This window comes from Actinoallomurus acanthiterrae (assembly GCF_054775715.1).
Genome location: NZ_BAAHCO010000001.1, coordinates 8,438,479 through 8,463,502 on the forward strand (window position 1 = coordinate 8,438,479; position 25,024 = coordinate 8,463,502).

The window sequence follows — 25,024 nt, forward strand, 5'->3', positions numbered from 1 at the left end:
CGTTCAGGGGGCCGGCGATACGTGGCCGGCGAGGTACGAGCCGGCCACGAAGCGAGCGAGGAGGCGAGCGCGGCAGTGAACACGCCCCCGTCATCCGCGCACCGCGTCGAGGACGACCCCGAGTAGCCGGTCCGGCTGTCCGGGGTCGTCGTCGTTCCGGGCGGTGGCCAGGGCTATTCCGACGACGAGCTGGATCAGGTCGTCCGGCGACAGGTCGGCACGGGCGGTCCCCGACTCCTGGGCCCTGCGGAGCAGCGCGGCGGCCGCGTCCCGGATGCGCCGGTGGCAGTCGACGCCCGTACCGTCCAGATCCTCGATCAGCAGAGCGCTGCCGAGCCCCTGGTTGACGCGCGCGTGCACCAGGAACGCGCCCATCCACTCGGCGAGGGCCTCGAACGGGGCATCGGCGGCCATGAGCCGCTCGGCGTGCCCGCACAGCGTACGGATCTGGTCCTGGAGGACGGCCGACAGCAGCGCCTGGCGCGTGGGGAAGTGCCGGTAGAGCGTGCCGGGTCCGACGCCGGCCCGCCGGGCGATCTCGTTGAGGGACGCCTCCGGCCCCGCCTCGGCGAACGCCCCCCTGGCCGCCGCGACGAGCCGCTCCTGGTTGCGGCGCGCGTCCGCCCGCTGCGGGCGTTCCGTGACCGCCCGGCCGTTGCCCGTCGCCATCGCTGATCCTTTTCCCGGTAGCCAAGTGGAGAGGTTCTCCGTATCCTAGCGGCCACAAACCGGAGAGGTTCTCCGGTAATCCTGTGAGGAGTACGGATGACGGACGACGCACGCCACGGACTCGGCCGGGTCGGAGTGTGGACCTTCGCCTTCGACGGGCAGCCCGCCGGACGGGTACGGGAGGTCGCCGCCGAGATCGAGGAGCTCGGTTACGGAGCCATCTGGTACGGGGAGGCGTTCGGCCGCGACACCGTGGGCCAGGCGTGGTTGCTGCTGTCCTCGACGCGGCGGATCACCGTCGCGTCGGGCATCGCCAACATCGCGTTCCGCGACCCGATCGCCATGGCGACCGCGGAGCGCACACTCGGCGACGCGTTCCCCGGCCGCTACCTGCTCGGCCTCGGCGGCCATCGGGTGGACGACACGGTCCACAAGCTCGACGGCTACCCCATGCCGGCGCGCGGCCGGGCGGTGACGACCATGCGTGCGTACCTCGACTCCATGGACGCGGTCCCGCACCACGGCCCGATCCCGGACCCGGCGCCGCGCCGGGTGCTCGCGGCGCTCGGCCCGAAGATGCTGACACTCGCGGGCGAGCGCACCTGGGGCGCCCACCCGTACTTCGTCCCCGTCGAGCACACCGTACGGGCCCGGCAGATCATGGGCCCGGACGCCTTCCTCGGAGTCGAGCAGGCGGTGGTGCTGGACACCGACCTCGACCGGGCCCGCGAGGTGGCGAGGGCCCACGTCGGCGGCTACGTCACGATGGCCGCCCACCAGGAGGCGAACGTCCGGCGGCTCGGATTCGGCGACGAGGACATCGCCGGCGGTCCGAGCGACCGCCTGGTGGACGCGATCGTCGCGTACGGCGACGTCGAGGCGGTCCACGAACGCGTACGACAGCACCTCGACGCCGGCGCCGACCACGTCTGCCTGCAGGTCCTCACCCCCGACCCGACCGCCCTGCCCCTCCCCGAGTGGCGCGAGCTCGCCGCCGTCGCCGGCTGACCCGCTCGTCCGGGTCAGGCTTGAGTCGCGAAGCCGTGCGGGAGCATGCGATGACGGCCTCCTGCATCGCCTTTCCGACGGGTGGCGGCTTTGGCCGCCGCCGCCCCATCCTCAACCGCCGCGCTCGTGACCGGTACCGCTCCCCCTCGACGCGGTGGAAGGCCATCGTGCGGAGAGGAGGGCCACGGCGAGGTTGGTGCCGACCAGCAGTGCCAGGGCCGTACGCAAGGTGGCGGCGTCGGCGATGCCGCCGATGAGGGCGGGGCTGAGGATGAAGGCGCTGTAGCCGGCCGCGGTGGTCGTCGCCACCGCCTGCCCGGAACGGCCAGGTGCGGCGCGTGCGGCGAGTGACAGCGCGGTCGGGACGATCGGGGCGACGGCCAGGCCCGTGAGCAGCAGGCCTCCGATCGCCGAAGCGGCCCCCGGCGCGCCGACGGCGCAGGCGATTCCCGCGGAGGCGAGGAGGCCGGCACCGAGGAGTACCCGGCGTTCTCCGCATCGCCGCAGCAGGCGGGCGGCGAGGAGCCGGCCGAGGAGCGATGCGAGGTGGTAGCCGCCGATGGCCGTTCCGGTGAGCGCGATGCCTGCGGAGCGAGTCTGCCGCAGGTAGATCGCCAGGAAGCTCTCCAGCGCGCCGTCCCCGAAGAAGGTCACCGTGACCACGGCGATGGCGAGCCCGACCGCCGGGATGCGCCATACGCCTTGCCTCCGGTGACCGGGGTTCTCGGCTTCCCGCCACGGCGGCAGGGACGCCCTGCGCACTGTCAGGCCCGCTGCGGCGAGGACACCCGCGAGAAGGAGGTAGACGACGTGAAACCCGATGCCGATCGAAAGCAGCGATGCGCTGAGGGCGGCGCCCAGCAGCGCACCGAGGCTGAACCCGGCATGCAGCCCGGTCATGACCTGGCGGTCGTAGGTCCGCTCGTAGTCGGCGCCGACCGTGTTGGCGCCGAGATCGATGAAGCTCACCATCAGGCCGTACAGGACGAACACCGCGACCAGGGTGCCGGTTGAAGCGACCCACCCGAGCAGCACGAACGCCGCCGCGGTTCCGGTGAATCCGGTGAGGAGGATCGGGCGGCGCCCGACCCGGTCGACGAGACGTCCGCCGCCGAACAGGGTGATGACCCCGGCGGTCGCGGCGGCAGTCACCGCCATGCCCAGGGTGCCGGGCTTCAGGCGCAGGGCGGACGCCAGCTCGGCCAGCTGAACGGCCCAGACTCCGACGTGGAAACCCAGGACCAGGAAGAGGCCGGCGGCGAGAAGGTAATGGCGCTGCCGCGTGGACAGGCGGTGACGCGGGACAGGAGGGAACGACAAGGATGACTCCAGCGAGGAGGCGGGACGGATACCGCGTCCAGGCAGCACGAAACGGCCGGTGACACACCGGCCGCGCTGTCATCGAGAAGAGTGGACGCGCGGGCTCACCGCGCGCAGGTTGTCTCCCCTTCGCCCAGCTCTCCCTCTTGCTGCGGAGTCACGAGCCGTACCTTAGCCAGCCGACCCGCAGGCGCAACCGCTTATCGCGGGTACGGCGCCGGCTAACGCACGGAGCAGATCGCGGATCCGATCACGGACGTCACGGCGTCCGGGTGCGAGATGAGCGTCAGGTGAGAGCCACCGTGGAACTCGGTGATCTTCGAGTGCGCCCGGCGGGCCATGGACCGCTCCGAGGCCGGGGTGATGATCCGGTCGCCGGTGCTGATGAAGTACCAGGACGGAATCGTCTTCCACGCCGCGGCCTTCGACGGCGTCATGAACGCGCTGGTCGAGGCGGCTCGCTGAGAGGCCCACAGGCGTACGGCGGTGTCCCGCGGCAGGTCCGAGGCGAACGAACGGACGAAGACGTTCTGCTTGAGGTACAGGTCGGTCGCTCCCTCGGGTGCTCCCGGGTAGGACACCTTGTCGTAGAGGGTGGCCGCGTCCTTGTTGAGGTCGGAGCCGGAGCCGCTGAGCCCGCCGGTGGTCTCCCCGATGTCCGGCGCCGCGGCGTCGACGTACACGAGGGCCTTGACGTTCGGAACGCCCGCGGCGGCGTTCGTGATCACCGAGCCTCCGTAGGAGTGTCCGACGAGCACGATCGGGCCGGAGACGGTCTTCAGGAAGTCGGCGACGGTCGCGGCGTCGCTCGTCAGGTTCCGGAGCGGATTCGCTATCGCCCGCGCGTCATAGCCTGCTCGTCGCAGGGCGTCCACCTCGCCGTTCCAACTCGACGTGTCGGCCCAGGCTCCATGGACGAGGACGATCGTCGGCTTGGTCCGGGCCGGCGGCTGGCAGGGCAGCGGCGGGGTCTCGAGGGTGGATGAGGCCCGCGCCGTCGTGGCCGCCTGGGCGTTCGGTGCCCCCACGGACGCGGCGACCACGGTGAGCACCGCCACGAAGGTGATCATCTTCCCGCCGGGCGAGCGTCTCATTTGTCCCGTCATCAGGGCGTGATGCCTCGAACAACGGCGCGATTAACTCATCGAGGACTAAAGCCCCCGTTCGATCGATCGACCGGCGGTCGCGGTGACGGCCGGCGGGACGTCGCCTCGTACGGCCTCGAGGTATTCGGCGATGGCGTCCCGGTTGCGGGTCAGGCACTCGATGCGCTCGGTCATGCGGTCGCGCTCGCCCTCCAGCGTGGCGAGCATCTCCGGGGTGGCGTCCGGGAAGTGGATGGACCGGGGCTTGTCGAGGCACGGCAGGATCTGCTTGATGATCCGGGTCGGCAGCCCCGCGTCGAGCAGGCCCCTGATCTGGATGACCCGGTCGACGAAGCGCGGATCATAATCGCGGTAGCCGTTCGCGCAGCGCTCAGAGACGATCAGGCCCTGCTCTTCGTAGTAGCGCAGCAGCCGCCGGGACGTTCCCGTACGCTCTGACAGCTCCCCGATGCGCATGTGAACCCACCTCGCGCTTGACTTTCACATCTATGTGAGGGTTTGAGCATACGGGCATGTCTCTTCGGAACGCAGAGCGAGCTGTCCATTCACCTGCCGAGAACCGCCGGCTCCCCCTGTCGGCGCTGCTGGCGCTGGCGACTGCCGTATTCATCACCAGCCTGACCGAGACACTCCCCGCAGGCCTGCTGCCCGCGATGAGCGCGGACCTTCAGGTCAGCGAGTCCGCGACCGGACAGTTGGTGACGATCTATGCGATCGCCACGGCGCTGACCGCGATCCCCCTGACCGCCGCCACGTCGGGATGGCGGCGCAAGCGCCTGCTGCTGACCGCGATGGCGGGGTTCGGCGTCGCCAACACGGTCACGGCCCTCTCGGCGAACTATCCCCTCACCATGACCGCCCGCTTCGTCGCCGGAGTGGCGGCGGGCCTGGCGTGGGCGCTGCTGGCCGGATACGCACGCCGCCTGGCCCCCGCACACCTCCAGGGCAGGGCACTGGCCATCGCGATGGCCGGCATCCCGATCGCGTTGTCGCTGGGCGTACCCGCCGGCGCTTTTCTCGGCAAGGCGCTGAACTGGCAGACGGCGTTCCTGAGCATGACCATGCTCACCGTCGTCCTCCTCGCCTGGATCGTCGCGGCCGTCCCCGACCACCCGGGCCGGCGGCAGAACGACCGGACCCCCATCCTGGCCGCGCTGCGCGTCCCCGGCGTGACACCGGTCCTGTTCGTCACGCTGGTCTTCGTGCTCGCCCACACGATCCTCTACGCGTACATCGCGACCTTCCTCGACCGGCACGGCATGGGCGGCTCCACCGACCTGGTGCTGCTGGTGTTCGGCATCGCGTCCATGGTGAGCATCTGGGTCGTCGGCGCCCACATCCACCGCCGGCTGCGGGCCCTCACCATCGCCGCCACCCTCCTGGTCGCCGCGGCGGCGGCCGTGCTGGCCCTGTTCGCCGGAAGCCCCACACTCGTGTACGGCGCCGCAGCGCTGTGGGGGCTCGGCTGGGGAGGCGTACCCACCCTGCTGCAGACCGCCGTCGGCGACGCGGGCGGCCACCAGGGCGACGCCGCACAGGCCATGCTCGTCACCCTGTGGAACGTCGCCATGGCCGGTGGCGGAATCATCGGCGGCGTCCTCCTCGACCACTACGGCCCGGGATCGTTCCCCTGGAGTCTCCTGCTGCTCCTCGCTCCGGTCCTGCTGGTCGTCGCCGCGGCCCGCACCCACGGCTTCCCTGCGAAACGCTGAACATTCACCCTGCGCGAGGTTCCGTATTCGATCCGGTGCGGACGGTGACACGCCGGGCAGATGCCCTTCGCGAAAGTGCCCTCCGTACGCCTGCGCCGGATCGGATCGGCGCGTTTTCTGCCGACGCTCACCTAGGTATCGCTGGACCGTTTGACGTCTTCAGCCTCCGCCCGCCGGGACAGCTGACGGTCGCCGTGGTCGACGACTTCACTCAGAGCACCTTCATTGAAAACGAAGCCGAAGTCGCCACCTTCGAACGCATCTTCACCTACTTCCGGCGCTTGGCACTCGATGGAGCATCTTCGCAACGGCTCATCCAGGAGATAGCGTCGGGCCTATGACCGTCATCGATCTGGCCAGCGTCATTTGGCGGCAGAGCATCCGTAGCGGATCCAACGAAGGCAGCTGCGTCGAGGTGGCTGTCGTTCGACACCGTGGAGAGTGAGAACGAGGCATTTCCGCCCTGTTCGGTGCGTGGGGTGCGGGCGCTCTATGTGCGCCAGACGAGCTGTCCTTGTGACTTTGCGGACGTGACCGTGGACTTCGAGCCGTGGGAAGAGGGCTTCGCGTTCGAGGTCGCCGACAGCGCCACCGTCGAGGATCACTTCCGCCCGGAGCTGCCCGGATACCGGGCCGCGCTGGCCGAGGGCATCCGGGAGGAGCTGGCGGAGCAGGTGACCGACGTTCCGCTGGCGGTCGCGGTCGTCCTCCAGAGGATCCGCGTGCATGAGGTGGACTCGCACGATGGGGCGTTCCGGAAGGCCGGACGCGTCGCCGTACGGGAGGCGCTGCTCCGGCTGAACGGCCCGCCGCCGAGACCCGAGCGCCGCCGCGCGCGGCCATCGTGAACGCCGGCGGTCGCTGAGTGCCTGCGAACAAGCCCTCTCTCATTCCGTGACCCACGGGCCGGCCAGCCGGCGTGCACGGTCAGGATGGCAGGAAGACCGCGGTCGCCTCGTCGGCGAGTACGGCGGAGGGCGGGGCGTCCGGATCGGTTTGTGCCAGGTGCGACAGTCCGAGGATGGCCGCGTAGGCGACCCGTGCCCGAGACGCCGCCCGGTCCGGCGGCAGGCCGAGTTCGTGGTAGGTACGAGCCAGGAGTTCCAGCCGGGCCCGGTTCACCTGGCGGACCGCGTCCTGGACCCGGGGGTCGTTGCGGTCGCCGAGCAGGCTCAGGTGCACCGACGGCGCCAGCGGCTGGACGGCGTGCACGACAACGGTGAGCAACTCGCGCAACCGCCGTGCCGGATCGGCGATCGCGGCGAACTCGGCGAGTCCCCCCTCACCGTGACTTCGCACCCACTCCACGAGTGCTGCCGTGATCAGCTCGTCCCGGTTCCGGTAGTGCGCGTAGAAACTGCCCTTGGTCACGCCGAGCGTCCGCGCCAACGGTTCGACCGCGACCGCGGCCAGCCCGCCGTCCGCGATCGCCTTCAGCGCGGCCAGCGCCCAGTCCTGGGCGGACAGCCGGGTCGACCCGTTCACCACGGCCAACAGGATACGCCGACGCGTTGACGGCCCCACAGACCGAGGATACGGTTGCGTATCAATACGCTGCCGTATCAATACGCAACCGTATTAAGGAGCGGCCGGATGGGGCACATGAAGGTCCGCCGAGTGGTCACCGGGCACGACTCCGAGGGCAAGTCCCGCGTGGTCGACGACCGTGATGTCGAGCCCATCACGTCCGACCTGATGCCCGGCTGTGCGGCCTACCGGCTGTGGGGCCGGGATGAGCGACCCACGTTCCCCGACGACGGCTCGCCGCGCCGCGCCGCAGCGTGGTACCCGCCCCGAGATGGGTCGCGCTTCATGATCAACACGATCCCGCCGGGCGAGCTGGTCCTGCCCCCGGATCTCGATATGGCCGCGGCCTTGGACGAGCTGGAGCGGCAGATGCCGGGCGCGATGGCCGCGATGGAGCCCGACGCCCCGGGGATGCACACCACCGACAGCATCGACTACGTCCTGGTCGTCTCGGGCGAGGTCACGCTGGAGCTCGACGACGGCGAGCAGACGGTGTTGCGGGCAGGCGACGTGGTCGTCCAGAACGGCACCCGCCACGCCTGGCGCAACCACGGCACCGAGACCTGCACGATCGTCGGCGTCGCCATCGGCGCGGACCGCTCCCCGGCCCAATAGTCCAGGTCGATGATCCAAACCCGGCTGAGAGATCCCCGCCAGGAATCCTGCGGCGCCGGGCCGATGTAACACTCTGGCGGGCCATGTCGTCTCAGGGGCATGAGAATCGCTGTCGCTGGAGGAACGGGGACGCTTGGCCGGCACCTGGTCGAGGAGTTGCACTCGCGTGGGCACGACGTGCGGGTGCTGAGCCGGAGCGCGGAGCAGTACCGGGTGGACCTGACGACCGGAGAAGGGCTCGACGAGGCCCTGGCGGGATGCGAGGTCGTGGTCGACGCGGCCAACGCGTCCAAGCACGCGGCGGACACCCTCGTCGAGGGGTCGCGGCGGCTGCTGGCCGCGGAGGAGAGGGCGGGCGTGGGGCACCATGTCTGTGTGTCGATCGTCGGCTGCGACCGGGTTCCGATGAGCTACTTCCAGGTGAAGGCCGAGCAGGAGCGGGTCGTCGAGGGTGGCCGCGTTCCGTGGACGATCGTGCGCGCGACGCAGTTCCATGAGCTGGTCGACACCACGTTCGCGTCGGCCGCGAGGTGGCGGGTGATGCCGGTGCCGCGGGGCCGGCTGCAGTCCGTCGCGGTCGCCGAGGTGGCGCGGGCGGTCGCCGACGTCGCGGAGGGCGCCCCGTACCGGCGGCGCTTCGACGTGGCAGGGCCGGAGGTCAACGACATCCGGGATGTCGCCCGGACCTGGCGGTCGGTGACCGGCCGCCGCGTACTTCCGCTGCCGCTGCCGTTGCCCGGCGGGGTCGGGCGGGCGCTGCGCTCGGGTGCGCTGACCGGTGATCGGCCCGACGTACGCGGAACGACGCGGTTCGCGTCATGGCTGGAGGCGCGATGACGGCCGCACGGTCGAACCGTGACGGGACCGCCGACCAGGACGAACTCGCGCGGGCGTTCGAAGCGGAGCGGCCACGGCTGCTCAACGTGGCGTACGCGACGACCGGCTCCCTGGCCGAGGCGGAGGACTGCGTTCAGGAGGCGTGGCTGCGCCTTCGCCGGCTCGACGATCCGGCCGGGATCCGCGATCTGCGCGCCTGGTTGACGACGACCGTCGGCCGGCTGGCGCTCGACGCGCTGGGCAGCGCGCGCGTACGGCGCGAGCGGTACGTCGGGCCGTGGCTGCCCGAACCGCTCGTCAAGGACGTCGACGACCCCGCCGACCGGGTCACGCTCGACGAGTCGGTGAGCATGGCGCTGCTCGTCGTCCTCGAGCGCCTGTCACCGGCGGAGCGGACGGCGTTCCTGCTCCATGACGTGTTCGGGATGTCCTTCGGCGAGGTCGCCGAGGTCGTCGGGCGTAAGCCGGGGGCGGTGCGGCAGCTCGCCTCCCGCGCGCGGCAGCACGTCGAGCAGGGGCTGCCGCGGTTCCCGCCCACGTACACCGAGCAGCGGAGAGTGGTCACCGCGTTCGTGGCGGCCTGCCGGGACGGTGACCTGAAGGGGCTCGTCTCGGTGCTCGATCCCGACGTCACGTGGCGAGGCGACGGCGGCGGAAAGGTCTCGGCGTTCCCCCGTGTCGAGCGGGGCGCGGCGAACGTCGCGCGGAGGCTGCTGGCGTACGCCCGCCTTCCGGTCGACGCCGTACGCATCGCGGAGATCAACGGCGCACCGGGGTTGGTCATGCGGGACGCCGACGGCGTGCTGAGCGTCGTCGCGTTCACGGTCGACGGCGGCCGGATCACCCAACTCGACGTCATCCGGAACCCGGACAAACTGTCGGCCGTCCGCCTCTGAAACGTGCGGCGGGCCGCCTGGTCCCGGCGGCCCGCCGGGACCTCACAGCCCTGCCAGGTCCACCGCGTCGGCCATGGCGCGGTAGCCGGCGTCGTTCGGGTGCAGGTGATCGCCGGAGTCGTACGCGGAGAGCATCGCGAGCGGGGCGGCCGGGTCACGGGTGACCGCGTCGAAGTCGACGACGCCGTCGAACGTGTGGCTCGTGCGGATGTACGCGTTGACCGCCTCACGGGTGGCCTCGAGGGTGTCGTCGTACACCTTCCAGCCCTTGAACGGCAGGATCGTCGCGCCGATCACCTTGATGCCCCGCGCGTGAGCGCGGGCCGCGATCGTCTCGTACACCGCCTCGATCTTCTTCGGGTCGGTCTCGTGCGGGGTCTGCTGGATGTCGTTGATCCCTTCGAGGACGATGAGCGTACGGACGTTCGTCCGCGACAGGACGTCCTCGTCGAACCGGGCGAGCGCGTTGACGCCGAAGGATCCGCCGTCGAGCAGGAGCCGGTTCCCGCTGATGCCGGCGTTGAGCACGCCCAGGCGCCGTACCGGCGGCAGGGTGCGGAGGCGGTCGGCGAGGTAGTCCGGCCAGCGGTGGTTCTCCCCGACCGTCGACCCGTAGCCGTCGGTGATCGAGTCGCCGAGGACGGCGAGGCTGCCGCGCGCGGGCGGGTTCAGCACGTCGACGCCGGTGAGGTAGTACCGCTGCCCGGCCTTTCCGGTGTAGGCGTCACCGGACACGTCCCGCGCGTGGTCGCCGCCGGGAGCGTAGTACGAGATCTGCTGGCCAAGGGAGTGCGTGGTCACCGAGCCCGCGACGGCAGGAAGGTAGACGGTGACGAGCAGGTCCGTCCCCGGCCGTACGGCCAGCGGGGCCGGGTCCGTGACCAGGTCCGTTCCGGCCAGCACGGAGGCGGATCGCGCCCCGTGGAAGGTGACCTCGCGCATGGTGCCGGGAACGGCCGCCGCGCCGTCCTCGCCCGCCCGTACGGCGACGGTGGCGTGCCCGAGGGTCAGCGGCTCGGTGCCGAACCTGTTCGACAACCGGATCCGTACGGCCGCGCCACCCGTACTGAGGTGCACGATGTTCCGGAGCGAGGAGCCGGACAGCGTGCCGGCCGGATCGGTCACGCCCTGGGCCGGTGACGCCTCCCAGGACCCCACCCAGCCGTACCCGGAAGGCCCGCCGGACGGGCTCGCCGGACGAGCGGCCGCCCCGGCCGCCGGCGTGACCGCCATCCCGCAGGCCAGGAGCACCGCCGCCGCGAGGACCCGTCCCCGTACCCGGCCCCATCTCGATCGTCCCACCGTCGCGCGCACCATCGAACCACCTGCCTCGGCTGGGAAAGCGCTTTCCGGATGGAACGTAAAACGCCTACCGAACCGGGGCAATAGGGCGGTCCACAATCGGCCGCGCCGCCGCGCCGCCGACGGCCTTATGGGTTCTTCGCCCCCCTTGCGTCGCTACGCTCTCTCGTGCGAGGCCGTAGCGCAGAGGTCGTCGCGCCTGACTCCAGATCAGGAGGACGCCGGTTCGAATCCGGCCGGTCTCGCCCCGCATTCGTTACCCTCACTGACGGCAGGTCCGTAGCGCAGAGGTCGTCGCGCCTGACGCCTAAGCAGGAGGACGCCGGTTCGAATCCGGTCGGTCCTGTCACTCTCACCGGCCGATCCGGGCGGTCGGCACCGGCCACAGGGCGGGCATGTCTTGGCGCCGGACCGACGGACGGGCTGGCGGACCGACGGGCTGCCGGACCGACGGGCTGCCGGACCGACGGACCGACGCACGGACCGACGGACGGGCGGATGGGCAGATCGACGGGGCCGCCGGGCCGGGTCGACGGGGCCGCCTGGTCGGGTCGACGCGCCGAAGGGCGCATCCCTCCTGTTCAATCCCGAAGTGTCCGGGTTGTTCGCTACGCTCTCTCGCGGCAGGGCCGTAGCGCAGAGGTCGTCGCGCCTTACAGCAGGTTGGAGGACGCCGGTTCGAATCCGGTCGGCCTTGCCCTTTTTTCGTGGAACAAACGGTGGGGGTGTCCGTGGTCGTCGATCCCGACCGGCCCGGGAGCCGGCCGGCCGGATCCGGCACCGCCCCCGACCAGGCCGAGATCGACGCGTGCCTGCGCGTGATGGCGCTGGCCCGCGCGGCGCATCCGGACGACCCCCGCTGGGCGGCCGTGCACGACGCCGCCGCACAGCTCTACCGGGCAGGCAAGAAGGCGCGGAAGGCGTCCCGGCACGCCGACCGCAGACGGCACGACCGCGAGGCGACCGCCGCCGCGACCCGCTACCGGGAACAGGACCCCGCGCCCGAGCCTGGCCCGCCAGGCGACCAACCCGCGCTTAAGCTCGGCCCGCCAGGCGACCAGCCCGAACCCGGACCCGGCACGCCAGGCGACCGACCCGCGCTTGAGTTCGGTCGGCCAGGTGACCGACCCGAGCCCGAGCCTGGCCCACCAGGCGACCGGCCCGTGCTTGAGGCTGGCCCGCCAGGCGACCAGCCCGCGCCGTCGGCGCAACCGGACCGGGCTGTGACCGCCGTAGGGGAGCCCTCGATCGGGCGGGCATCCGTCTCACCGCGTGGTGGCACCCTCCCGCAACCCGGACCGTCGAGCCATCGGCCCACACCGTCGGCGCGACCGGAGCGGCATGCCGTACCGTCGGACCACTCGTCCGAGCCGGCGATGGGCTCCCCGGAGCAGGACCCCGCCCTTCGGCCCGGTCCGCCGGGCGATCGGCCCGCGGGATCCGGGCGGCCGCTGGTCAAGGCGCGGCGGTGCTACGTCTGCAAGGTGCACTACCGGCTGATGCATCCTGAGTACCACCTGCTCTGCCCGGCGTGCGCCGAGGAGAACCTGGCCCGCCGGCACGCCCGGTGCGACCTGCGCGGCCGGCGCGCGATCGTGACGGGCGGGCGGGTGAAGATCGGTTTTCAGCTCGCGCTGAAGCTGTTGCGCGACGGCGCGGAGGTCCTGGTGACCACCCGTTTCCCGCGCGACGCCGCGCGGCGGTTCGCGGCCGTCCCCGACGCCGGCGACTGGCTGGACCGGCTCCGCGTACACGGGGTCGACCTGCTCGACCTGGCCGCCGTGGCGGGTCTGCTGGAGGCCGTGCACCGGGAGTTCCCGTCCCTGGACATCCTCGTGAACAACGCCGCCCAGACGATCCGCCGCCCCGCCGCGTACCACCGTGAGGTGCGCGCCGCCGAGCACGAACCCCTCACCGGTCTCGCCACCCGGATCGACGTGACCGACGCGACCGCCGTCCCCGGCGCTCCAGTGCACCCGGGACCGACGCCCGCCACCGGCGCTTCCCTGCTCCTCGGACCGGCGACCACGCCCGGCGCGTCACCGCTCCCCCGCCCTCCGGCCACGCCCGGTGCGTCACCGCTCCCCCACCTACCGGCCACGCCCGGTGCGTTCCCTCTCCCCCACCCACCGGCCGCCCCGACCGAGCTCCCCCACCCATCGACGACACCCGGCGCGTCACCGCTCCCCCACCCATCGACCGCGCCTGGCGCGTCTCGACTCCCGCATCCACCGGCCACGCCCGGCGCGTCCTCGCGCTCCGATCCGGCGGCCGGGCTCCCGGACCGGCCTCCTGGAGCGGGCGACGTCACGACGGCGTGGGATGACGCTTTCGATGCGCTGTTCCCCGCCGGGCGTACGGACGAGACCGGGCAGCCGCTGGACCTGCGCGACGTCAACAGCTGGAGCCTGCGGCTGCACGAGGTGGACCCGGCCGAGTGGCTGGAGGTCCACATGGTCAACTCGTTCGCGCCGTTCCTGCTGACGTCGCGGCTGCGCGGTCTGCTGGAGGCGTCGCCGTGGCCGGACCGGTACGTCGTGCAGGTGTCGGCGATGGAGGGCAGTTTCTCCCGCGGTCACAAGACCGTGCGCCACCCGCACACGAACATGGCCAAGGCCGCCCTGAACATGCTGACCCGTACCGCCGCGCCCGACTACGCGGCCTCGGGCATCCACATGACCAGCGTGGACACGGGCTGGGTGACCGACGAACGCCCGCACCCGGACAAGGCCGCGCAGCGGGAGGCGGGGTTCCGCCCGCCGCTGGACGTCATCGACGGCGCGGCCCGGGTCTACGACCCGATCGTGCGCGGGGTGGGCGGGGAGCGCCTGTCCGGCCTGTTCCTGAAGGACTACCGACCGGTGGATTGGTGATGATCGAGCCGACGCCCGTACGCTGCCCCGCGATCGAGCACCCCGACGTTCCGCCGGCTGATCCGGCGGACCTCGCGCCGCTTCTCGCCCGCCTCGCCGACCCGGCCCCGGTGGCGGCGGACGAGACGTTCCCGCTCGGCACCGTGCGCCCGGACGGCCGGGTGGACCTGTGCAAACAGGGACTGGGCCCGGCGGGCGCCGCCCTGCTGCTGCCCGTCGCCGCCGCCTCGCCGCACGCCGCGCACATACTGCTCGGCACGAACGCGATCGGGGACGACGGGGCCCGGACGGTCGCGGACGCGCTGGTCCCCGGACACGGGGTGGAGACGGTGTACCTCGGCTGCAACCGCATCGGCGCGGCCGGTGCGGAGGCGCTCGCCGACCGCCTGGCCTCGGACACCACTGTCCGCGCGCTCTGGCTGAAGCGCAACCCGATCGGCGAGGCGGGAGTGCGCGCCCTCGCCGGCGCGCTGCGCCGGAACACCACGATCCGCACCCTCGACCTCGTGAACACCGGCCTGACCGCGGACGGACTGCGGGCGCTGCTCGCCGCGTTCACCGACCGGCCCGTACCGGTGGAGCGCGTCTTCCTCGGCGGCAACGGGCTGGGCTCCGAGGCGGCCGACGTGCTGGCCGCGCTCATCCGGGACGCCGGCGTCCGCGAGCTGTACGTCCCGGCGAACCACCTCGGTGACGCGGGGGCCGCCGTGCTCGCGGCGGCGACCGACCCCGCCCGGCCGGTCCGGCTGGGGCTCGGCGGGAACGGCATCGGCCCGGAGGGCGCCCGCGCGTTGGCCGACGCCCTCGGCAGCATCGAGGCGCTGGACCTGGGCCGCCCGCCCTCCGAACGCAGCCTCGGCGCGTCCGCCAACGTCACCGGCGACGCGGGCGCCGCCACCCTGGCCGCGGCGCTGCCCGGCAGCCCACTGCGCCGGCTGGAACTCCGCCGTACGGGGATCACCGGCCGCGGTGCGAAGGCCGTGCTGGCCGCCGTGCCCGAGGACACCCGCCTGGAGTACGTCGGGTTCGGACCGGGCGTGCCCCGCCGGGTCAAGCGGGCGCTCACGCCCCGGCTGCGGCCGGCCTCCGGGCCCCATCCGGACGTCCACGCCATCGGAAGCCTCTACCGTTGACTTCCTTCCCCTTCTGAAGAAGGGGAAGTCCCATCGGCCTTGCGGCCGATCCGGCCTTTAGGCCGGGCGCCTCACGGCGCGGGGTTCCTGTTTCAGCGCCGAATGCGGAAGGGAGGCCCCTTGCCGTCTGACACCAGCTCCACAGGCATCACCAGGGGTTTGCCCGGCTACGGCTCGACCAGCCGCAAGGATGTTCTCGGCCGCGTTGATGTCCCGGTCATGCCGGGTACGGCAGCCCGGACACGTCCAGCGCCGGGTGGAAAGACTCAGCTCCGCGAGCAGATGCCCGCATACCGAGCAGGTCTTGGACGAGGGATACCAACGGTCGATCACCACGAGGGTGCGTCCGGCGCGTTCGGCCTTGTACTCCAACTGCCGCCGGAACTCCCCCCATCCCGCATCGCTGATGACACGCGCCAGCGCGCGGTTCTTGACCATGCTCTTGACCGCGAGGTCTTCGATCACGATGGTGTCGGCCCGACGGACCAGGTTGGTGCTGGTGCGGTGCAGGAAGTCGGCGCGGGCGTTGCGGACCTTACGGTGGGCGCGGGCGACCTTGGCCTTGGCCTTACGCCGATTCATACTTCCGCGCCGGCAGCGGGCCATGCGCCGCTGATAGCGGGCCAGGTTACGGGCCTTGCGTTCCAGATGGCGGGGGTTGGCGATGCGTTCCCCGTCGGAGGTGACCGCGAAGTCCTTCACGCCCAGGTCGATACCGATTTCGTGCCCGGCCTCGTCCATGGGGTCGGGCGTGTCGGTGTCGACGGCGAAGGTGACGTACCAGCGGCCGTCGGTGTCGCGGGAGATGACGACCATGGTGGGGTTGAGCGTGGCCACCTCGACGTCGTCGAAGGACCACACGAACCGCAGCGGCGTGGTCGTCTTGGCCATGTACAGCTCGCCGTCCTTCATGCGGAACGCCGAGCGGGTGTAGTGCGCGGACTGCCGGGAGCCTCGGTTCTTGAACCGCGGGTATTTGGCCCGGCCGGCGAAGAAGTTCGCGAACGCCGCGTGCTGATGCCGCAGCGTCTGCTGCAACGGAACCGACGAGACCTCCGAGAGGAACGCCAGGTCCTCGGTCTTCTTCCACGCCGTCAGCGCCGCGTCGGTCTGCCGGTAGGAGGTCCTCTCGCCCCGCTGATGGTACGCCGCGTGGCGGTCGGACAGGGTCTTGTTCCACACCAGACGCACACACCCGAACGTGCGGTTGAACACCGCCGCTTGTTCGGGGTCCGGGTAGGCCCGGCACTTGTACGCCGTCCGCATGACCGACACCTTACAAACGTCCAGCGACTGTGTAAGGCGAATTGCCGAATGTCGGCGGACTCCGTTCTCAGGCCGTCCCGGCTACGCCGGGCCACTCCTGACAGAGTCTGGATTCCTCCCCGGCCTGAAGGCCGGGGCATCCTCCGGAGAACTAGGTGAACGCCAACCCCCTCAGGCTCCCGTCCGGATCCCATCCTCCGCACGAGGCGTCGCGGCTGCGGCGGATCCGGCGGTACGCGGTGCCGCGGTGGATGATCGAGCAGGCCACCGAACGACGCCTCGCCGGCGACTGGCGCGGCGCCTGCGCCGCGGCCAACGTCGACGTCGCCTTCGACCTCGCCGACGTCGCCCATGAGCACGGTGCCGCCGTCGCCGCCGCGCTCGAAGACGACCTGCTCCACTTCGCCCCCGACCTGCTGCGCTGGCACCTGCCCCGCCTCGACCGTGGCCACACGACGCTCGTCCCCGACCAGACGTTGGTCCTGAACCGTACGGCGGGCGCACCGGCGCTGTTCGTCATGACGCCGCGCTGGATGACCCACGGCGCCCAGCGGCCGACCCTGTGCGTCGGGAACGTGCCCGCCGGCGACATCTACCTGGAGACCGACCTGGCGTACGCCGCGTTCTGGCGCAACGTCGTCCAGGACTGGAGCGCCGCGCGGCACCTCTGGGACGTACGGCACGCCGGCGAGCTGCGCGAACGCTGCGGCGGCGGAGACCGCGCGCCGTTCTTCGAGGCCGACGGCACCCCGCGCACCGCCCTCCCCGGCGGCGCCCCGTCTGTCGGCCTCCCGGGCGCAACCTCGCACCCGAGCTTCCCCGAAGGCACCCCGCGCACGCGACTTCCCAACGGCACTCCGCCTGCCGGTCTCCCCGGCGGAAGCTCGCGCCTCTCCGAAGGCACCCCGCGCACGCGCCTCCCCAGCGGCACTCCGCCCTGCCGGCCTCCCCGGCGAAAGCTCGCGCCTCCCCGAAGGCACCCCGCGCACACGCCTCCCCAGCGGCACGCCGTCTGCTGGCCTCCCGGGCGGGACCTCGCGAACGAGTCTTCCCGAAGGCACCCCGCGTACGAGCCTCCCCGACGCCGCGCCCGGTCCCGCCGACCCGGCGGCGCACACCGAGTGGGTCACCCTGCTGCACGAGAGGGGCGAGGTCGAGGCGGCGTTCGCCGCCGCGGGCATCACGCTGGACACCGCTCCGGTCGAGGTCGACTCCTACTACAGCGTGCCCGAGGTCGACCCGCTCGCCGTGTTCGAGCGGATGCCGCTGGCCCTGACCCGGCTGGAGCCCGAGATGCGGCGGCTCGCCGAACGGTCGGGGCGGGAGCGGTTCTGGATCCCGTACCGGCAGTATGCCGCCGTCCTGTTCGAGCTCGACGGAGCCGGGGCGGGCGTACGCGCGCGGGTGGCCGCGTTCGAGATGTACGAGGAACCGGACGACGCCGACGTGCTGCCGGAGGCGTGCTGGCGCCGGCTGCCCGACCTGGACCTGCTCCGGGACGGGCACACATCTCCGGAGCAGCTGCACCCGCTCGTCCGGGAGGCACTGTTCCCCGCCCGGACGGGCGCCGGCGGCCCGGTCGGACCGCCCGATCCCGAGCCTCCCGCCCCGGTCCGCGTCCGGTGCAAGGGCGAATGGCACGAGGTGGTGTCCCGCAAGGGCGCCCTCCACATCCCGCACGACGAGGAGGAGCAGCGGCGGGAGAGCGCGCTCCGGGCGTTCGGCGGCGCGGTCGCGGGCTGCTTCGCCGTACGGGAGACGTGGGCGTCGGGGGCCGGGCGGCTGCCGAAGGCCCTGCGCGCCCAGCGGGACGAGCTGTTCGCGCGGGTTCAGCACGGCGACGCTCCCGGCGTGCTCGCGCTGCTGGACGCCGGGGCCGACCCCCGGGTGCGCGACGGCCGGGGACGCACGCTGCTGCACCTACTGCACCTGCTGGACGGCGGCGCCGATCCGCGCGTGCGCGGCGCCCGGCGGCGCGAGGTCGCCCACACCTTGCGCCTCCTCGACCACGACGGACTGCTCGCCCGGCTCCTCGCGGCGGGGCTGGACCTCGAGGCCAGGGACGCGTTGCGGCGCACGCCGCTGTTCACGGCCATCTGCTGCGACGGCTCGGCGGCGCTCGTACGGGCCCTGCTGGCCGCCGGGGCGCGGATCGACGCGTCCGGTGAGATCCACGGCGACGAGGAGCTGTCGCTCTATCAGCTGATCGAGTGGCAGGGCAGGAACGACCTCGAGTTCATCAAAGAGCGGATCGAACGCGAGTACCCGCACTTGACCGAGGAAGAGTGAACGCCACCGGTATGCGCCGCTCGAAGTCCTACTCCTCGGAGACCGCGGGCGCCTGGCGCCGGATCCGGCGGTACGCGGTGCCCCGGTGGATGATCGAGCAGGCCACCGAACGACGCCTCGCCGGCGACTGGCGCGGCGCCTGCGCCGCGGCCGGCGTGGACGTCGCCTTCGACCTCGCCTCCGTCGCGAACGAGCACGGCGACGCCGTCGCCGCCGCGCTCGAGGACGACCTGCTCCACTTCGCCCCCGACCTGCTGCGCTGGCACGCGCCTCGGAACGTGGGCGAGTGGACGACGATCCGCGCCGGCCACCGGGTGGTGCTGAGCGGCCCCGGGGACCGGCCGTACCTCCACATCGTGACGCCCGAACGGCCCGACGCGCCACAGCGCCTCGTCCTGCGCTTCGGCCCGGTCGATGAGCGGGACGGGCCGTGGGCCGCGTGGCGTGTACACGACTGGACGAGGGCCCGGCACCTGTGGGACGTACGGCACGCCGGCGAACTGCGCGAACGCTGCGGCGGCGGAGACCGCGCGCCGTTCTTCGAAGCCGACGGCACCCCGCGTACCGCCCTCCCGACGACCGCGCCCGGCCCCGGCGACCCGACGGCGCACACCGAATGGGTCACCCTGCTGCACGAACGCGGCGAGGTCGAGGCCGCCTTCGCCGCCGCCGGAATCGACCTGGACCCCACCCCGTACACCACCCGCTGGTCCCACACGATGGAACCCCTGGCCATGCTGGAGAGGCTGGCCGTGGCCCTGACCCGTCTCGAGCCGGAGATCCGGCGGCTGGCGGATCACGGCCACGGGAGCCGCTGTCACCTGCCGGCCGTGCACTACTGGAGCAGCCCCGTTCTGCTGGAGAGGCTCGACGGCGGCGGCCTGCGCGCCCGGCTCGCCGACCAGCAGCAGGTCGCCGGCGTCCCGGTGATCCCCGAGGCGTGCTGGCTGCGGCTGCCGGACCTCGACGCCCTGCGCTACGGCGACCTCGACGCGGAACGCCTGCACCCGCTGGTCCGCGCCGCGTTGTTCCCCGGCCGGGCGGCCCCGGACGGCCCGGCCGGGCCGCCGGATCCCGAAACTCCGGGACCCGTGCGGGTTCGGTGCCGCGGTGAGTGGCACGTCGTGGCGTTCCGCGACGGGGCGCTGCGGGTCCCGCACGGTGAGGACGAGCAGCGGCGGGAGCGCGCCATGGAGGCGCTCGGCGGCGTCGTCACCGGCTGCTTCGCCGTGCTGCCGGTCGTACGGTCCGGCCGGGGCCGGCTGCCGAGGGCCCTGCGCGAGCAGCGGCGTGAGTTCTTCGCCCGCGCCGAACACGGGGACACGCCGGGTGTGCTGCGGCTCCTGGACGCCGGAATTGACCCCCGCATCCGCGACGGCAGGCGGCGCACGCTCCTGCACCTGCTCCCCCGGCTCGACCATGAGGCGCTGCTGCCGCGGCTTCTGGCGGCGGGTCTGGACGTCGACGACCGGGACGACCTGGAGCTCACCCCGCTGCACGCCGCGACAGGCGGCGGCGGTTCGGCCGGGCTCGTACGGGCCCTGCTGGCCGCCGGGGCGCGGATCGAGGCGGTCGACCAGGACAGGAGCACGCCGCTGCTCGTCGCCGTCGGCCGGAACGCCCCGGTCGCGGTCGTCCGGGAGCTGCTGGCCGCCGGGGCGCGGCGGGACGTCACCGACCGCTGGGGCCTCTCGGTACGCGACCACATCCATCGGTGCAAGCGACGCGACCTGGCCTTCCTCAAGAAGGAGCTGGATCGCGACCACCCCGACGTCGGAAACGGCCGGTGGCCGTGGCCCTTCGAAGAATCGGGGCCCGCTGAGGAAGAGGAAGAGTGAACGTCTCCGACGACATCCCGGCCAACGGCCCACAGCCCGCCGGCGCCCGCAGAACGGACCCGCGAACCGACGCATCCGCACAAGACGCTCTGGCCGCCGCGGACGACCTGGTCCGCCGTCTCGGCGCGCCGCGGACGGAGCCGGCGGCGAACCCGCAGCTGGAGGCGCTGGCCCTCGCGGTGTCGGCGAACCTGCCCGTGCTGCTGTGGGGCGAGCCGGGCATCGGCAAGTCCGCCGGCCTGCGACAGCTGGCCGACTCGCTCGGCGTCCCGCTGGAGACGGTCATCGCCAGCGTGCACGAGCCGTCCGACTTCGCCGGCCTGCCCATCGTCGGTGACGACCCCGCCGCCACCGGCGTGCCGATGGCCCCGCCGGACTGGGCGGTACGCCTGGCCACGGCAGGGCGCGGCCTCGTGTTCTTCGACGAGCTGTCCTCCGCTCCCCCGGCCGTGCAGGCCGCACTGCTGCGCGTCGTCCTCGAACGCCGGGTCGGGAGCCTGACGCTCCCCGAGCCGGTCCGCGTGGTCGCCGCCGCGAACCCGCCGTCGAGCGCCGCGGACGGCTGGCACCTCAGCCCGCCCCTGGCCAACCGGTTCGTCCACCTGCGCTGGACCCACGACCCCCGGACGGTCGCGCGCGGCATGGCGGGGACCTGGCCGGCCGTGTCCCTGCCACGCGTCGACCCGTCCCGCGTGCCGAGCGCGGTGGCGCGCGCCCGCGGGGTGATCTCCGGGTTCCTGACGGCGCGGCCCGGCCTGGCCCACAGCCTGCCCGGTGACGCGGAGAGCCGCGGCGGCGCGTGGCCGTCGCCGCGTACCTGGGAGATGGCGCTGCGGCTGCTCGCGGCCGGGTACGCCACCGGGGCGGACGACAAGGCGGTCGCGGCCGCGCTGATCGGCGCCGTCGGTGACGGCGCCGGGATGGAGCTGCTCAACTACCTCGAGCAGCTCGACCTGCCCGACCCGAACCGCGTCCTCGCCGATCCGGACGCCTTCGCGCTACCGACGCGCGGCGACCGGCAGCTCGCGTTCCTGACCGCCGTCGTCTCGGCGGTCCAGACCGACCTGACCCGGCGGCGCTGGGAGGCCGGCTGGGCGGTGCTGGCCAAGGCGGTGGACGCCGGAGTGCCCGACATCGCGGCCCGGGCCGCCGCCGACCTGGCCGCCCTGCGCGACACCGACTGGGCGGTGCCGAGCGGCATCGACGCCTTCGTGGATCTGCTGCGGCTGTCCGGGGCCCTGCCGGGAGGCGGCTGAGCGATGGCCGAGCTCGACCGGGTCAAGCTGCTCGCCGCACGGTACCGGGCCGCGACCGACCGGCCGTACCTCGCGTCCGCGCTGTACTCGCTGACGGTCGTGCCGAGCACCCGGGTGCCGACGATGGCCGTCGACCGGCACTGGCGGTGCTACGTGTCGCCGGCGTTCGTCGCGGAGACGCCGGTGCCCGAGCTCGCGGGCGTCTGGATCCACGAGGTGGCGCACCTGCTGCGCGACCACCACGGCCGCGCCGAGCGGCTGCCCGCCGCCGACCAGCGTGACCGGCTGCGCGTCAACGTGGCCCAGGACTGCGAGATCAACGACGACCTGCTCGACGACGGGCTGGCGCTGCCGGACGGGCGGGTGGAGCCCAGGACGTTCGGCCTCGACGCGGGCGGGCTGTTCGAGGAGTACCTCCCCCACCTGCCCCGGTCGGTGACGTGCTCCGACTGCGGCTCCGGAGCCCACGGAACGCCGGGCGACTGGGAGATCACCGACCCCGGTGGGGTCAGTTCGGTCGAGGCCGAAGCGCTGCGGCGGCACACCGCCGAGGCCATGCGCGCGCACCAGCGCAACCGGGGCACCCTCCCGGCGGGCTGGCGGCGCTGGGCCGACCAGGTCCTCGAACCGACCGTCGACTGGCGCCGCGTGCTCGCGGGCGCCGTACGCGAGGCGGTCGCCTGGGCGGCCGGAGCGGTCGACTACACCTACCGGCGCCCGTCCCGCCGCACCGCCGCGCTGCGCGGCGTGGTCCTGCCGACCCTGCGCCGCCCGCTGCCCGCCGTCGCGATCGTGGTGGACACGTCCGGGTCGATGGGCGACGACGAACTGGCGGCGGCCCTCAGCGAGGTGACCGGCGTGCTGCGCGAGGTCGGCGTCGGCGGGAACCGGGTCACCGTGCTGGCCTGCGACGCCGACGTCCACGCCGCGTCCCGGGTGACGTCCGCGCAGCAGGTCACCCTGGCCGGAGGCGGCGGCACCGACATGCGCGTCGGCATCAAGGCCGCCCTCGCCCTACCCGAACGGCCCGGCGTCGTGATCGTACTGACCGACGGCTACACGCCATGGCCCGAGGAGCCCTCGTCGTCCCGCCTCATCGCCGCCCTCATCGGCGATGACGCCCCGCCCCCGCCGCCTGGGCCGAGACGGTGCGCGTCACGGACCTGCGCTGACGTACCTCACCAGTTCGCCGGCTCGGCCAGGGTGTATGACGACGCGATGCGCGCCTGGTCATGGAAGATCGACAGTACCGACTGCGCGGCCGGCTTCCCGGTCCGCCAGGCGGTGCAGTAGATGCCGGAGGACCACCGGATCGTCTGGGAGGTGCTCGGGAGCACGGTCATACCGGTACGGCTCACCAGCTTCTTACCGTTCACCCAGACCTCGAACGCGCCGGTGCCCGAGGCCAATTTCAGGCGCGTGACGACACGGATCCAGGTTCCGCGGAGCGAGCTGATCGCGCCGATCGTGCCGCTGATCCCACCGGAGCCGCCGTACCGCAACTCGTCTCCGTAGACGAACATCAGCAGCCACGGTCCCTCCGGGTCCTCCGGAGACCACTGCTGGAACGTCACGTTCTGATCGTGGAACTGCCAGCCGGCGGGCAGGTAGATCGCCTGACCGTAGTAGCGGTCCTGGCCGACGCTCTGCGCGCCGCTCTTGATGACCTCGGAGTGATATCCGCCGGTCTCCTCGATGTAGGTCTGTTTCGCCTCGATCGCCGTGGAGCCCTTGTAGGCGGGACTGCTCACCGTCCGGATCACGCCCTGTTTCTGGGCGTAGGCCTTGTCCCAGCCACCGGTGGTCCCGGTGTCCTGGAAGTACACGCCCGCCGGCAGGGCGGCGGCCCCGGCCGCGCTCGTCCGGACGGCCGCATGGCCTCCCGGAGCCCCCGCCAGCGCGGCGGCGGACACCAGCCCGGCGACGAGGAACCCACGTCTGCGCATTCTCATGCGACACACCATGATCGCATTCGCATTAACCGTCAAGATTCCTTACAGAAGCGTTCACAGCCGAGATCGCCCGGATGGGCCCAGCCGGTGGCACGACGGACCTCGGGACGGCACCGCACGCTGCGGCACCTCCGGATCGCCGTGAAAACATGACCGCTATTTGAGGTTGTGCGCGTCCACGGATGAAAGGTGTGAGCGTGAATCTTCGGGAGATCCGGTCCTTGATCAGGCTCGAGCCGTTCGAGCGCGACCCGGTACGACGGCGGCTCGCCCACTGTCACGACGTCGACGACCTGCGCCGGGTCGCCCGGCGCCGTACCCCGAGAGCGGTGTTCGACTACGTCGACGGCGGCGCGGACGACGAGATCAGCATGGCCGCCAACGTCGACGCGCTACGACGGTGGCGGTTCACGCCGCGCACCCTCGCCGACGTGTCATCCGTGGATACCGCGACCCGGCTGTTCGGCCGGCCGGTCGCGCTGCCGCTCGTCCTCGCGCCGACCGGCTACACGCGCATGATGCATCCCGTCGGCGAGCCCGCCGTGGCACGCGTCGCCGCCCGCCGCGGGGTCCCGTACACGCTGTCCACGGTCGGTACCACCTCCGTGGAGGACCTCGCGGCCACCGCGGGCCATCCGGACCTGTGGTTCCAGCTGTACGTGTGGAAGGACCGCGAGACCAGCTGGGAGCTGGTCGACCGCGCGGCGGCGGCCGGCTACCGCGTGCTGGAGGTGACCGTCGACACGGCCGTGGCCGGGCACCGCGGCCGCGACGTGCGCAACGGGCTGACCGTCCCGCCGAGCCTGACCGTCCGCACCCTGCTCGACCTCGGCTCCCGCCCCGGCTACTGGACCCGGATGCTCCGCTCCCCCGGCCTGGAGTTCGCGAACCTCACCGGCGCGAACGGCGTGCCCGGCTCGGTGACGATGGAGAACATGGCCGGCCAGTTCGGCCCGGTGACGTGGGAGGACATCGCGGAGCTGCGGCGACGCTGGGCCGGTCCGCTCGTCGTCAAGGGCCCGGTCGGCCCGGACGACGCCCGCCGCGCGGTGGACGCCGGGGTCGACGGCCTTCACCTGTCCAACCACGGCGGCCGTCAGCTCGACCGGCTCATGCCGCCGATCGACACCCTCGCGGAGGTACGCGCCGCGGTCGGCGACGACGTGTGCGTCCTCGTCGACTCCGGCATCCGGCACGGCGCCGACCTCGCGATCGCCGTGGCGCTCGGCGCGGACGCGGGGGCCATCGGCCGGGCGTACCTCTACGGCCTGATGGCCGGCGGCATCCGCGGCGCCGACCGCGCCCTGGAGCTGCTGACCGCGCAGTTCACCCGCACGCTCCAGTTGCTCGGCGTCCGCTCAGTCCAGGAGCTGCGCGACCACGGCCGCGAACTCATCCGCCGCGACCCGGCGTAGGCACCGCCGA

The 25,024-nt window shown here is 72.6% G+C and carries 22 protein-coding genes and 3 tRNA genes; 17 read left to right on the top strand and 8 right to left on the bottom strand.

Annotated features, from left to right (window positions below):
• Window positions 1-90 precede the first annotated feature (90 nt).
• Window positions 91-669, bottom strand: a complete 579-nt coding sequence (locus ACYVF7_RS39775) for a TetR/AcrR family transcriptional regulator (RefSeq protein WP_460350981.1) — start codon at window positions 667-669, stop codon at window positions 91-93.
• A 96-nt stretch (window positions 670-765) separates the two neighbouring features.
• Here ACYVF7_RS39775 and ACYVF7_RS39780 point away from each other — a divergent pair, with 96 nt between their 5' ends.
• Window positions 766-1,677, top strand: coding sequence for a TIGR03620 family F420-dependent LLM class oxidoreductase (locus ACYVF7_RS39780; RefSeq protein ID WP_460350983.1), 912 nt, complete (start codon window positions 766-768; stop codon window positions 1,675-1,677).
• Window positions 1,678-1,788: 111 nt separating this feature from the next.
• Here the strand turns inward: ACYVF7_RS39780 and ACYVF7_RS39785 are convergent, their stop codons facing one another.
• The 3 genes from ACYVF7_RS39785 to ACYVF7_RS39795 all read right to left on the bottom strand — a co-directional run bounded on the left by ACYVF7_RS39785 (window position 1,789) and on the right by ACYVF7_RS39795 (window position 4,559).
• Entirely contained in the window at window positions 1,789-2,997 is a 1,209-nt protein-coding gene (locus ACYVF7_RS39785) for an MFS transporter (RefSeq protein ID WP_460350985.1), read from the bottom strand.
• Between the two features lie 221 nt (window positions 2,998-3,218).
• Complete coding sequence (locus ACYVF7_RS39790) at window positions 3,219-4,091, bottom strand: alpha/beta hydrolase (protein ID WP_460350987.1); 873 nt, start codon at window positions 4,089-4,091, stop codon at window positions 3,219-3,221.
• Between the two features lie 57 nt (window positions 4,092-4,148).
• On the bottom strand, window positions 4,149-4,559 hold the full coding sequence (locus ACYVF7_RS39795; protein ID WP_460350989.1) for a MerR family transcriptional regulator: 411 nt from the start codon (window positions 4,557-4,559) through the stop codon (window positions 4,149-4,151).
• 56 nt (window positions 4,560-4,615) lie between these two features.
• Between ACYVF7_RS39795 and ACYVF7_RS39800 the strand changes: the two genes are divergently transcribed.
• From ACYVF7_RS39800 to ACYVF7_RS39810, 3 genes are all read left to right on the top strand, one after another.
• Window positions 4,616-5,815: an MFS transporter gene (locus ACYVF7_RS39800; protein WP_460350991.1), complete on the top strand. Its 1,200-nt coding sequence runs from the start codon at window positions 4,616-4,618 to the stop codon at window positions 5,813-5,815.
• A gap of 44 nt (window positions 5,816-5,859) precedes the next feature.
• On the top strand, window positions 5,860-6,156 hold the full coding sequence (locus tag ACYVF7_RS39805) for a Scr1 family TA system antitoxin-like transcriptional regulator (RefSeq protein ID WP_460350993.1): 297 nt from the start codon (window positions 5,860-5,862) through the stop codon (window positions 6,154-6,156).
• A gap of 138 nt (window positions 6,157-6,294) precedes the next feature.
• Entirely contained in the window at window positions 6,295-6,663 is a 369-nt protein-coding gene (locus tag ACYVF7_RS39810; RefSeq protein ID WP_460350995.1) for a hypothetical protein, read from the top strand.
• 79 nt (window positions 6,664-6,742) lie between these two features.
• Here ACYVF7_RS39810 and ACYVF7_RS39815 read toward each other — a convergent pair whose 3' ends face one another.
• The gene (locus ACYVF7_RS39815) at window positions 6,743-7,303 is read right to left on the bottom strand and encodes a TetR/AcrR family transcriptional regulator (RefSeq protein ID WP_460350997.1); all 561 of its coding nucleotides are present in this window, start codon (window positions 7,301-7,303) and stop codon (window positions 6,743-6,745) included.
• A gap of 105 nt (window positions 7,304-7,408) precedes the next feature.
• On the opposite strand from ACYVF7_RS39815, the gene ACYVF7_RS39820 reads away from it, so the two are divergent.
• The 3 genes from ACYVF7_RS39820 (at window position 7,409) to sigJ (ending at window position 9,690) form a co-directional block, all read left to right on the top strand.
• Complete coding sequence (locus tag ACYVF7_RS39820; protein WP_460350999.1) at window positions 7,409-7,957, top strand: cupin domain-containing protein; 549 nt, start codon at window positions 7,409-7,411, stop codon at window positions 7,955-7,957.
• 99 nt (window positions 7,958-8,056) lie between these two features.
• Entirely contained in the window at window positions 8,057-8,794 is a 738-nt protein-coding gene (locus ACYVF7_RS39825) for an SDR family oxidoreductase (RefSeq protein WP_460351001.1), read from the top strand.
• On the top strand, window positions 8,791-9,690 hold the full coding sequence (sigJ, locus tag ACYVF7_RS39830) for an RNA polymerase sigma factor SigJ (RefSeq protein WP_460351003.1): 900 nt from the start codon (window positions 8,791-8,793) through the stop codon (window positions 9,688-9,690). The genes ACYVF7_RS39825 and sigJ overlap by 4 nt, the downstream gene beginning before the upstream one ends.
• Window positions 9,691-9,732: 42 nt before the next feature.
• Here the strand turns inward: sigJ and ACYVF7_RS39835 are convergent, their stop codons facing one another.
• Complete coding sequence (locus ACYVF7_RS39835; RefSeq protein WP_460351005.1) at window positions 9,733-10,992, bottom strand: SGNH/GDSL hydrolase family protein; 1,260 nt, start codon at window positions 10,990-10,992, stop codon at window positions 9,733-9,735.
• A 172-nt stretch (window positions 10,993-11,164) separates the two neighbouring features.
• On the opposite strand from ACYVF7_RS39835, the gene ACYVF7_RS39840 reads away from it, so the two are divergent.
• From ACYVF7_RS39840 to ACYVF7_RS39860, 5 genes are all read left to right on the top strand, one after another.
• Window positions 11,165-11,237: transfer RNA gene (locus tag ACYVF7_RS39840), tRNA-Trp, on the top strand.
• Between the two features lie 28 nt (window positions 11,238-11,265).
• Window positions 11,266-11,338: transfer RNA gene (locus ACYVF7_RS39845), tRNA-Arg, on the top strand.
• 279 nt (window positions 11,339-11,617) lie between these two features.
• A tRNA-OTHER gene (locus ACYVF7_RS39850) sits at window positions 11,618-11,689 on the top strand.
• A gap of 10 nt (window positions 11,690-11,699) precedes the next feature.
• Window positions 11,700-13,865: an SDR family NAD(P)-dependent oxidoreductase gene (locus tag ACYVF7_RS39855; protein WP_460351007.1), complete on the top strand. Its 2,166-nt coding sequence runs from the start codon at window positions 11,700-11,702 to the stop codon at window positions 13,863-13,865.
• On the top strand, window positions 13,865-14,998 hold the full coding sequence (locus tag ACYVF7_RS39860; RefSeq protein WP_460351009.1) for a leucine-rich repeat domain-containing protein: 1,134 nt from the start codon (window positions 13,865-13,867) through the stop codon (window positions 14,996-14,998). Before ACYVF7_RS39855 ends, ACYVF7_RS39860 begins: the two co-directional genes overlap by 1 nt.
• 57 nt (window positions 14,999-15,055) lie before the next feature.
• Here ACYVF7_RS39860 and ACYVF7_RS39865 read toward each other — a convergent pair whose 3' ends face one another.
• Window positions 15,056-16,264, bottom strand: coding sequence for an RNA-guided endonuclease InsQ/TnpB family protein (locus tag ACYVF7_RS39865; protein WP_460351011.1), 1,209 nt, complete (start codon window positions 16,262-16,264; stop codon window positions 15,056-15,058).
• Between the two features lie 1,224 nt (window positions 16,265-17,488).
• Here ACYVF7_RS39865 and ACYVF7_RS39870 point away from each other — a divergent pair.
• Genes ACYVF7_RS39870 through ACYVF7_RS39885 form a run of 4 tightly spaced genes read left to right on the top strand, consistent with a single transcriptional unit; the run spans window position 17,489 to window position 22,940 of the window.
• Entirely contained in the window at window positions 17,489-18,553 is a 1,065-nt protein-coding gene (locus ACYVF7_RS39870) for a hypothetical protein (RefSeq protein WP_460351013.1), read from the top strand.
• Window positions 18,550-20,391, top strand: coding sequence for an ankyrin repeat domain-containing protein (locus ACYVF7_RS39875; RefSeq protein ID WP_460351015.1), 1,842 nt, complete (start codon window positions 18,550-18,552; stop codon window positions 20,389-20,391). Before ACYVF7_RS39870 ends, ACYVF7_RS39875 begins: the two co-directional genes overlap by 4 nt.
• Window positions 20,388-21,647, top strand: coding sequence for an AAA family ATPase (locus ACYVF7_RS39880; protein WP_460351017.1), 1,260 nt, complete (start codon window positions 20,388-20,390; stop codon window positions 21,645-21,647). Before ACYVF7_RS39875 ends, ACYVF7_RS39880 begins: the two co-directional genes overlap by 4 nt.
• 3 nt (window positions 21,648-21,650) lie before the next feature.
• Entirely contained in the window at window positions 21,651-22,940 is a 1,290-nt protein-coding gene (locus ACYVF7_RS39885; RefSeq protein WP_460351019.1) for a vWA domain-containing protein, read from the top strand.
• Here the strand turns inward: ACYVF7_RS39885 and ACYVF7_RS39890 are convergent.
• Window positions 22,826-23,599, bottom strand: coding sequence for a polysaccharide lyase (locus ACYVF7_RS39890; protein ID WP_460351021.1), 774 nt, complete (start codon window positions 23,597-23,599; stop codon window positions 22,826-22,828). The two genes, ACYVF7_RS39885 and ACYVF7_RS39890, sit on opposite strands and share 115 nt — an antisense overlap.
• A 197-nt stretch (window positions 23,600-23,796) precedes the next feature.
• Between ACYVF7_RS39890 and ACYVF7_RS39895 the strand changes: the two genes are divergently transcribed.
• Complete coding sequence (locus ACYVF7_RS39895) at window positions 23,797-25,014, top strand: alpha-hydroxy acid oxidase (protein WP_460351023.1); 1,218 nt, start codon at window positions 23,797-23,799, stop codon at window positions 25,012-25,014.
• Window positions 25,015-25,024: the final 10 nt, after the last annotated feature.

Excerpts from the sequence above, each read along its gene's own strand:
- ACYVF7_RS39775 (WP_460350981.1), bottom strand. The coding sequence starts at position 669 with ATGGCGACGGGCAACGGCCGGGCGGTCACGGAACGCCCGCAGCGGGCG.
- ACYVF7_RS39780 (WP_460350983.1), top strand. The coding sequence starts at position 766 with ATGACGGACGACGCACGCCACGGACTCGGCCGGGTCGGAGTGTGGACC.
- ACYVF7_RS39790 (WP_460350987.1), bottom strand. The coding sequence starts at position 4,091 with ATGAGACGCTCGCCCGGCGGGAAGATGATCACCTTCGTGGCGGTGCTC.
- ACYVF7_RS39795 (WP_460350989.1), bottom strand. The coding sequence starts at position 4,559 with ATGCGCATCGGGGAGCTGTCAGAGCGTACGGGAACGTCCCGGCGGCTG.
- ACYVF7_RS39800 (WP_460350991.1), top strand. The coding sequence starts at position 4,616 with ATGTCTCTTCGGAACGCAGAGCGAGCTGTCCATTCACCTGCCGAGAAC.
- ACYVF7_RS39820 (WP_460350999.1), top strand. The coding sequence starts at position 7,409 with ATGGGGCACATGAAGGTCCGCCGAGTGGTCACCGGGCACGACTCCGAG.
- ACYVF7_RS39825 (WP_460351001.1), top strand. The coding sequence starts at position 8,057 with ATGAGAATCGCTGTCGCTGGAGGAACGGGGACGCTTGGCCGGCACCTG.
- sigJ (WP_460351003.1), top strand. The coding sequence starts at position 8,791 with ATGACGGCCGCACGGTCGAACCGTGACGGGACCGCCGACCAGGACGAA.
- ACYVF7_RS39860 (WP_460351009.1), top strand. The coding sequence starts at position 13,865 with ATGATCGAGCCGACGCCCGTACGCTGCCCCGCGATCGAGCACCCCGAC.
- ACYVF7_RS39865 (WP_460351011.1), bottom strand. The coding sequence starts at position 16,264 with ATGCGGACGGCGTACAAGTGCCGGGCCTACCCGGACCCCGAACAAGCG.
- ACYVF7_RS39885 (WP_460351019.1), top strand. The coding sequence starts at position 21,651 with ATGGCCGAGCTCGACCGGGTCAAGCTGCTCGCCGCACGGTACCGGGCC.
- ACYVF7_RS39890 (WP_460351021.1), bottom strand. The coding sequence starts at position 23,599 with ATGAGAATGCGCAGACGTGGGTTCCTCGTCGCCGGGCTGGTGTCCGCC.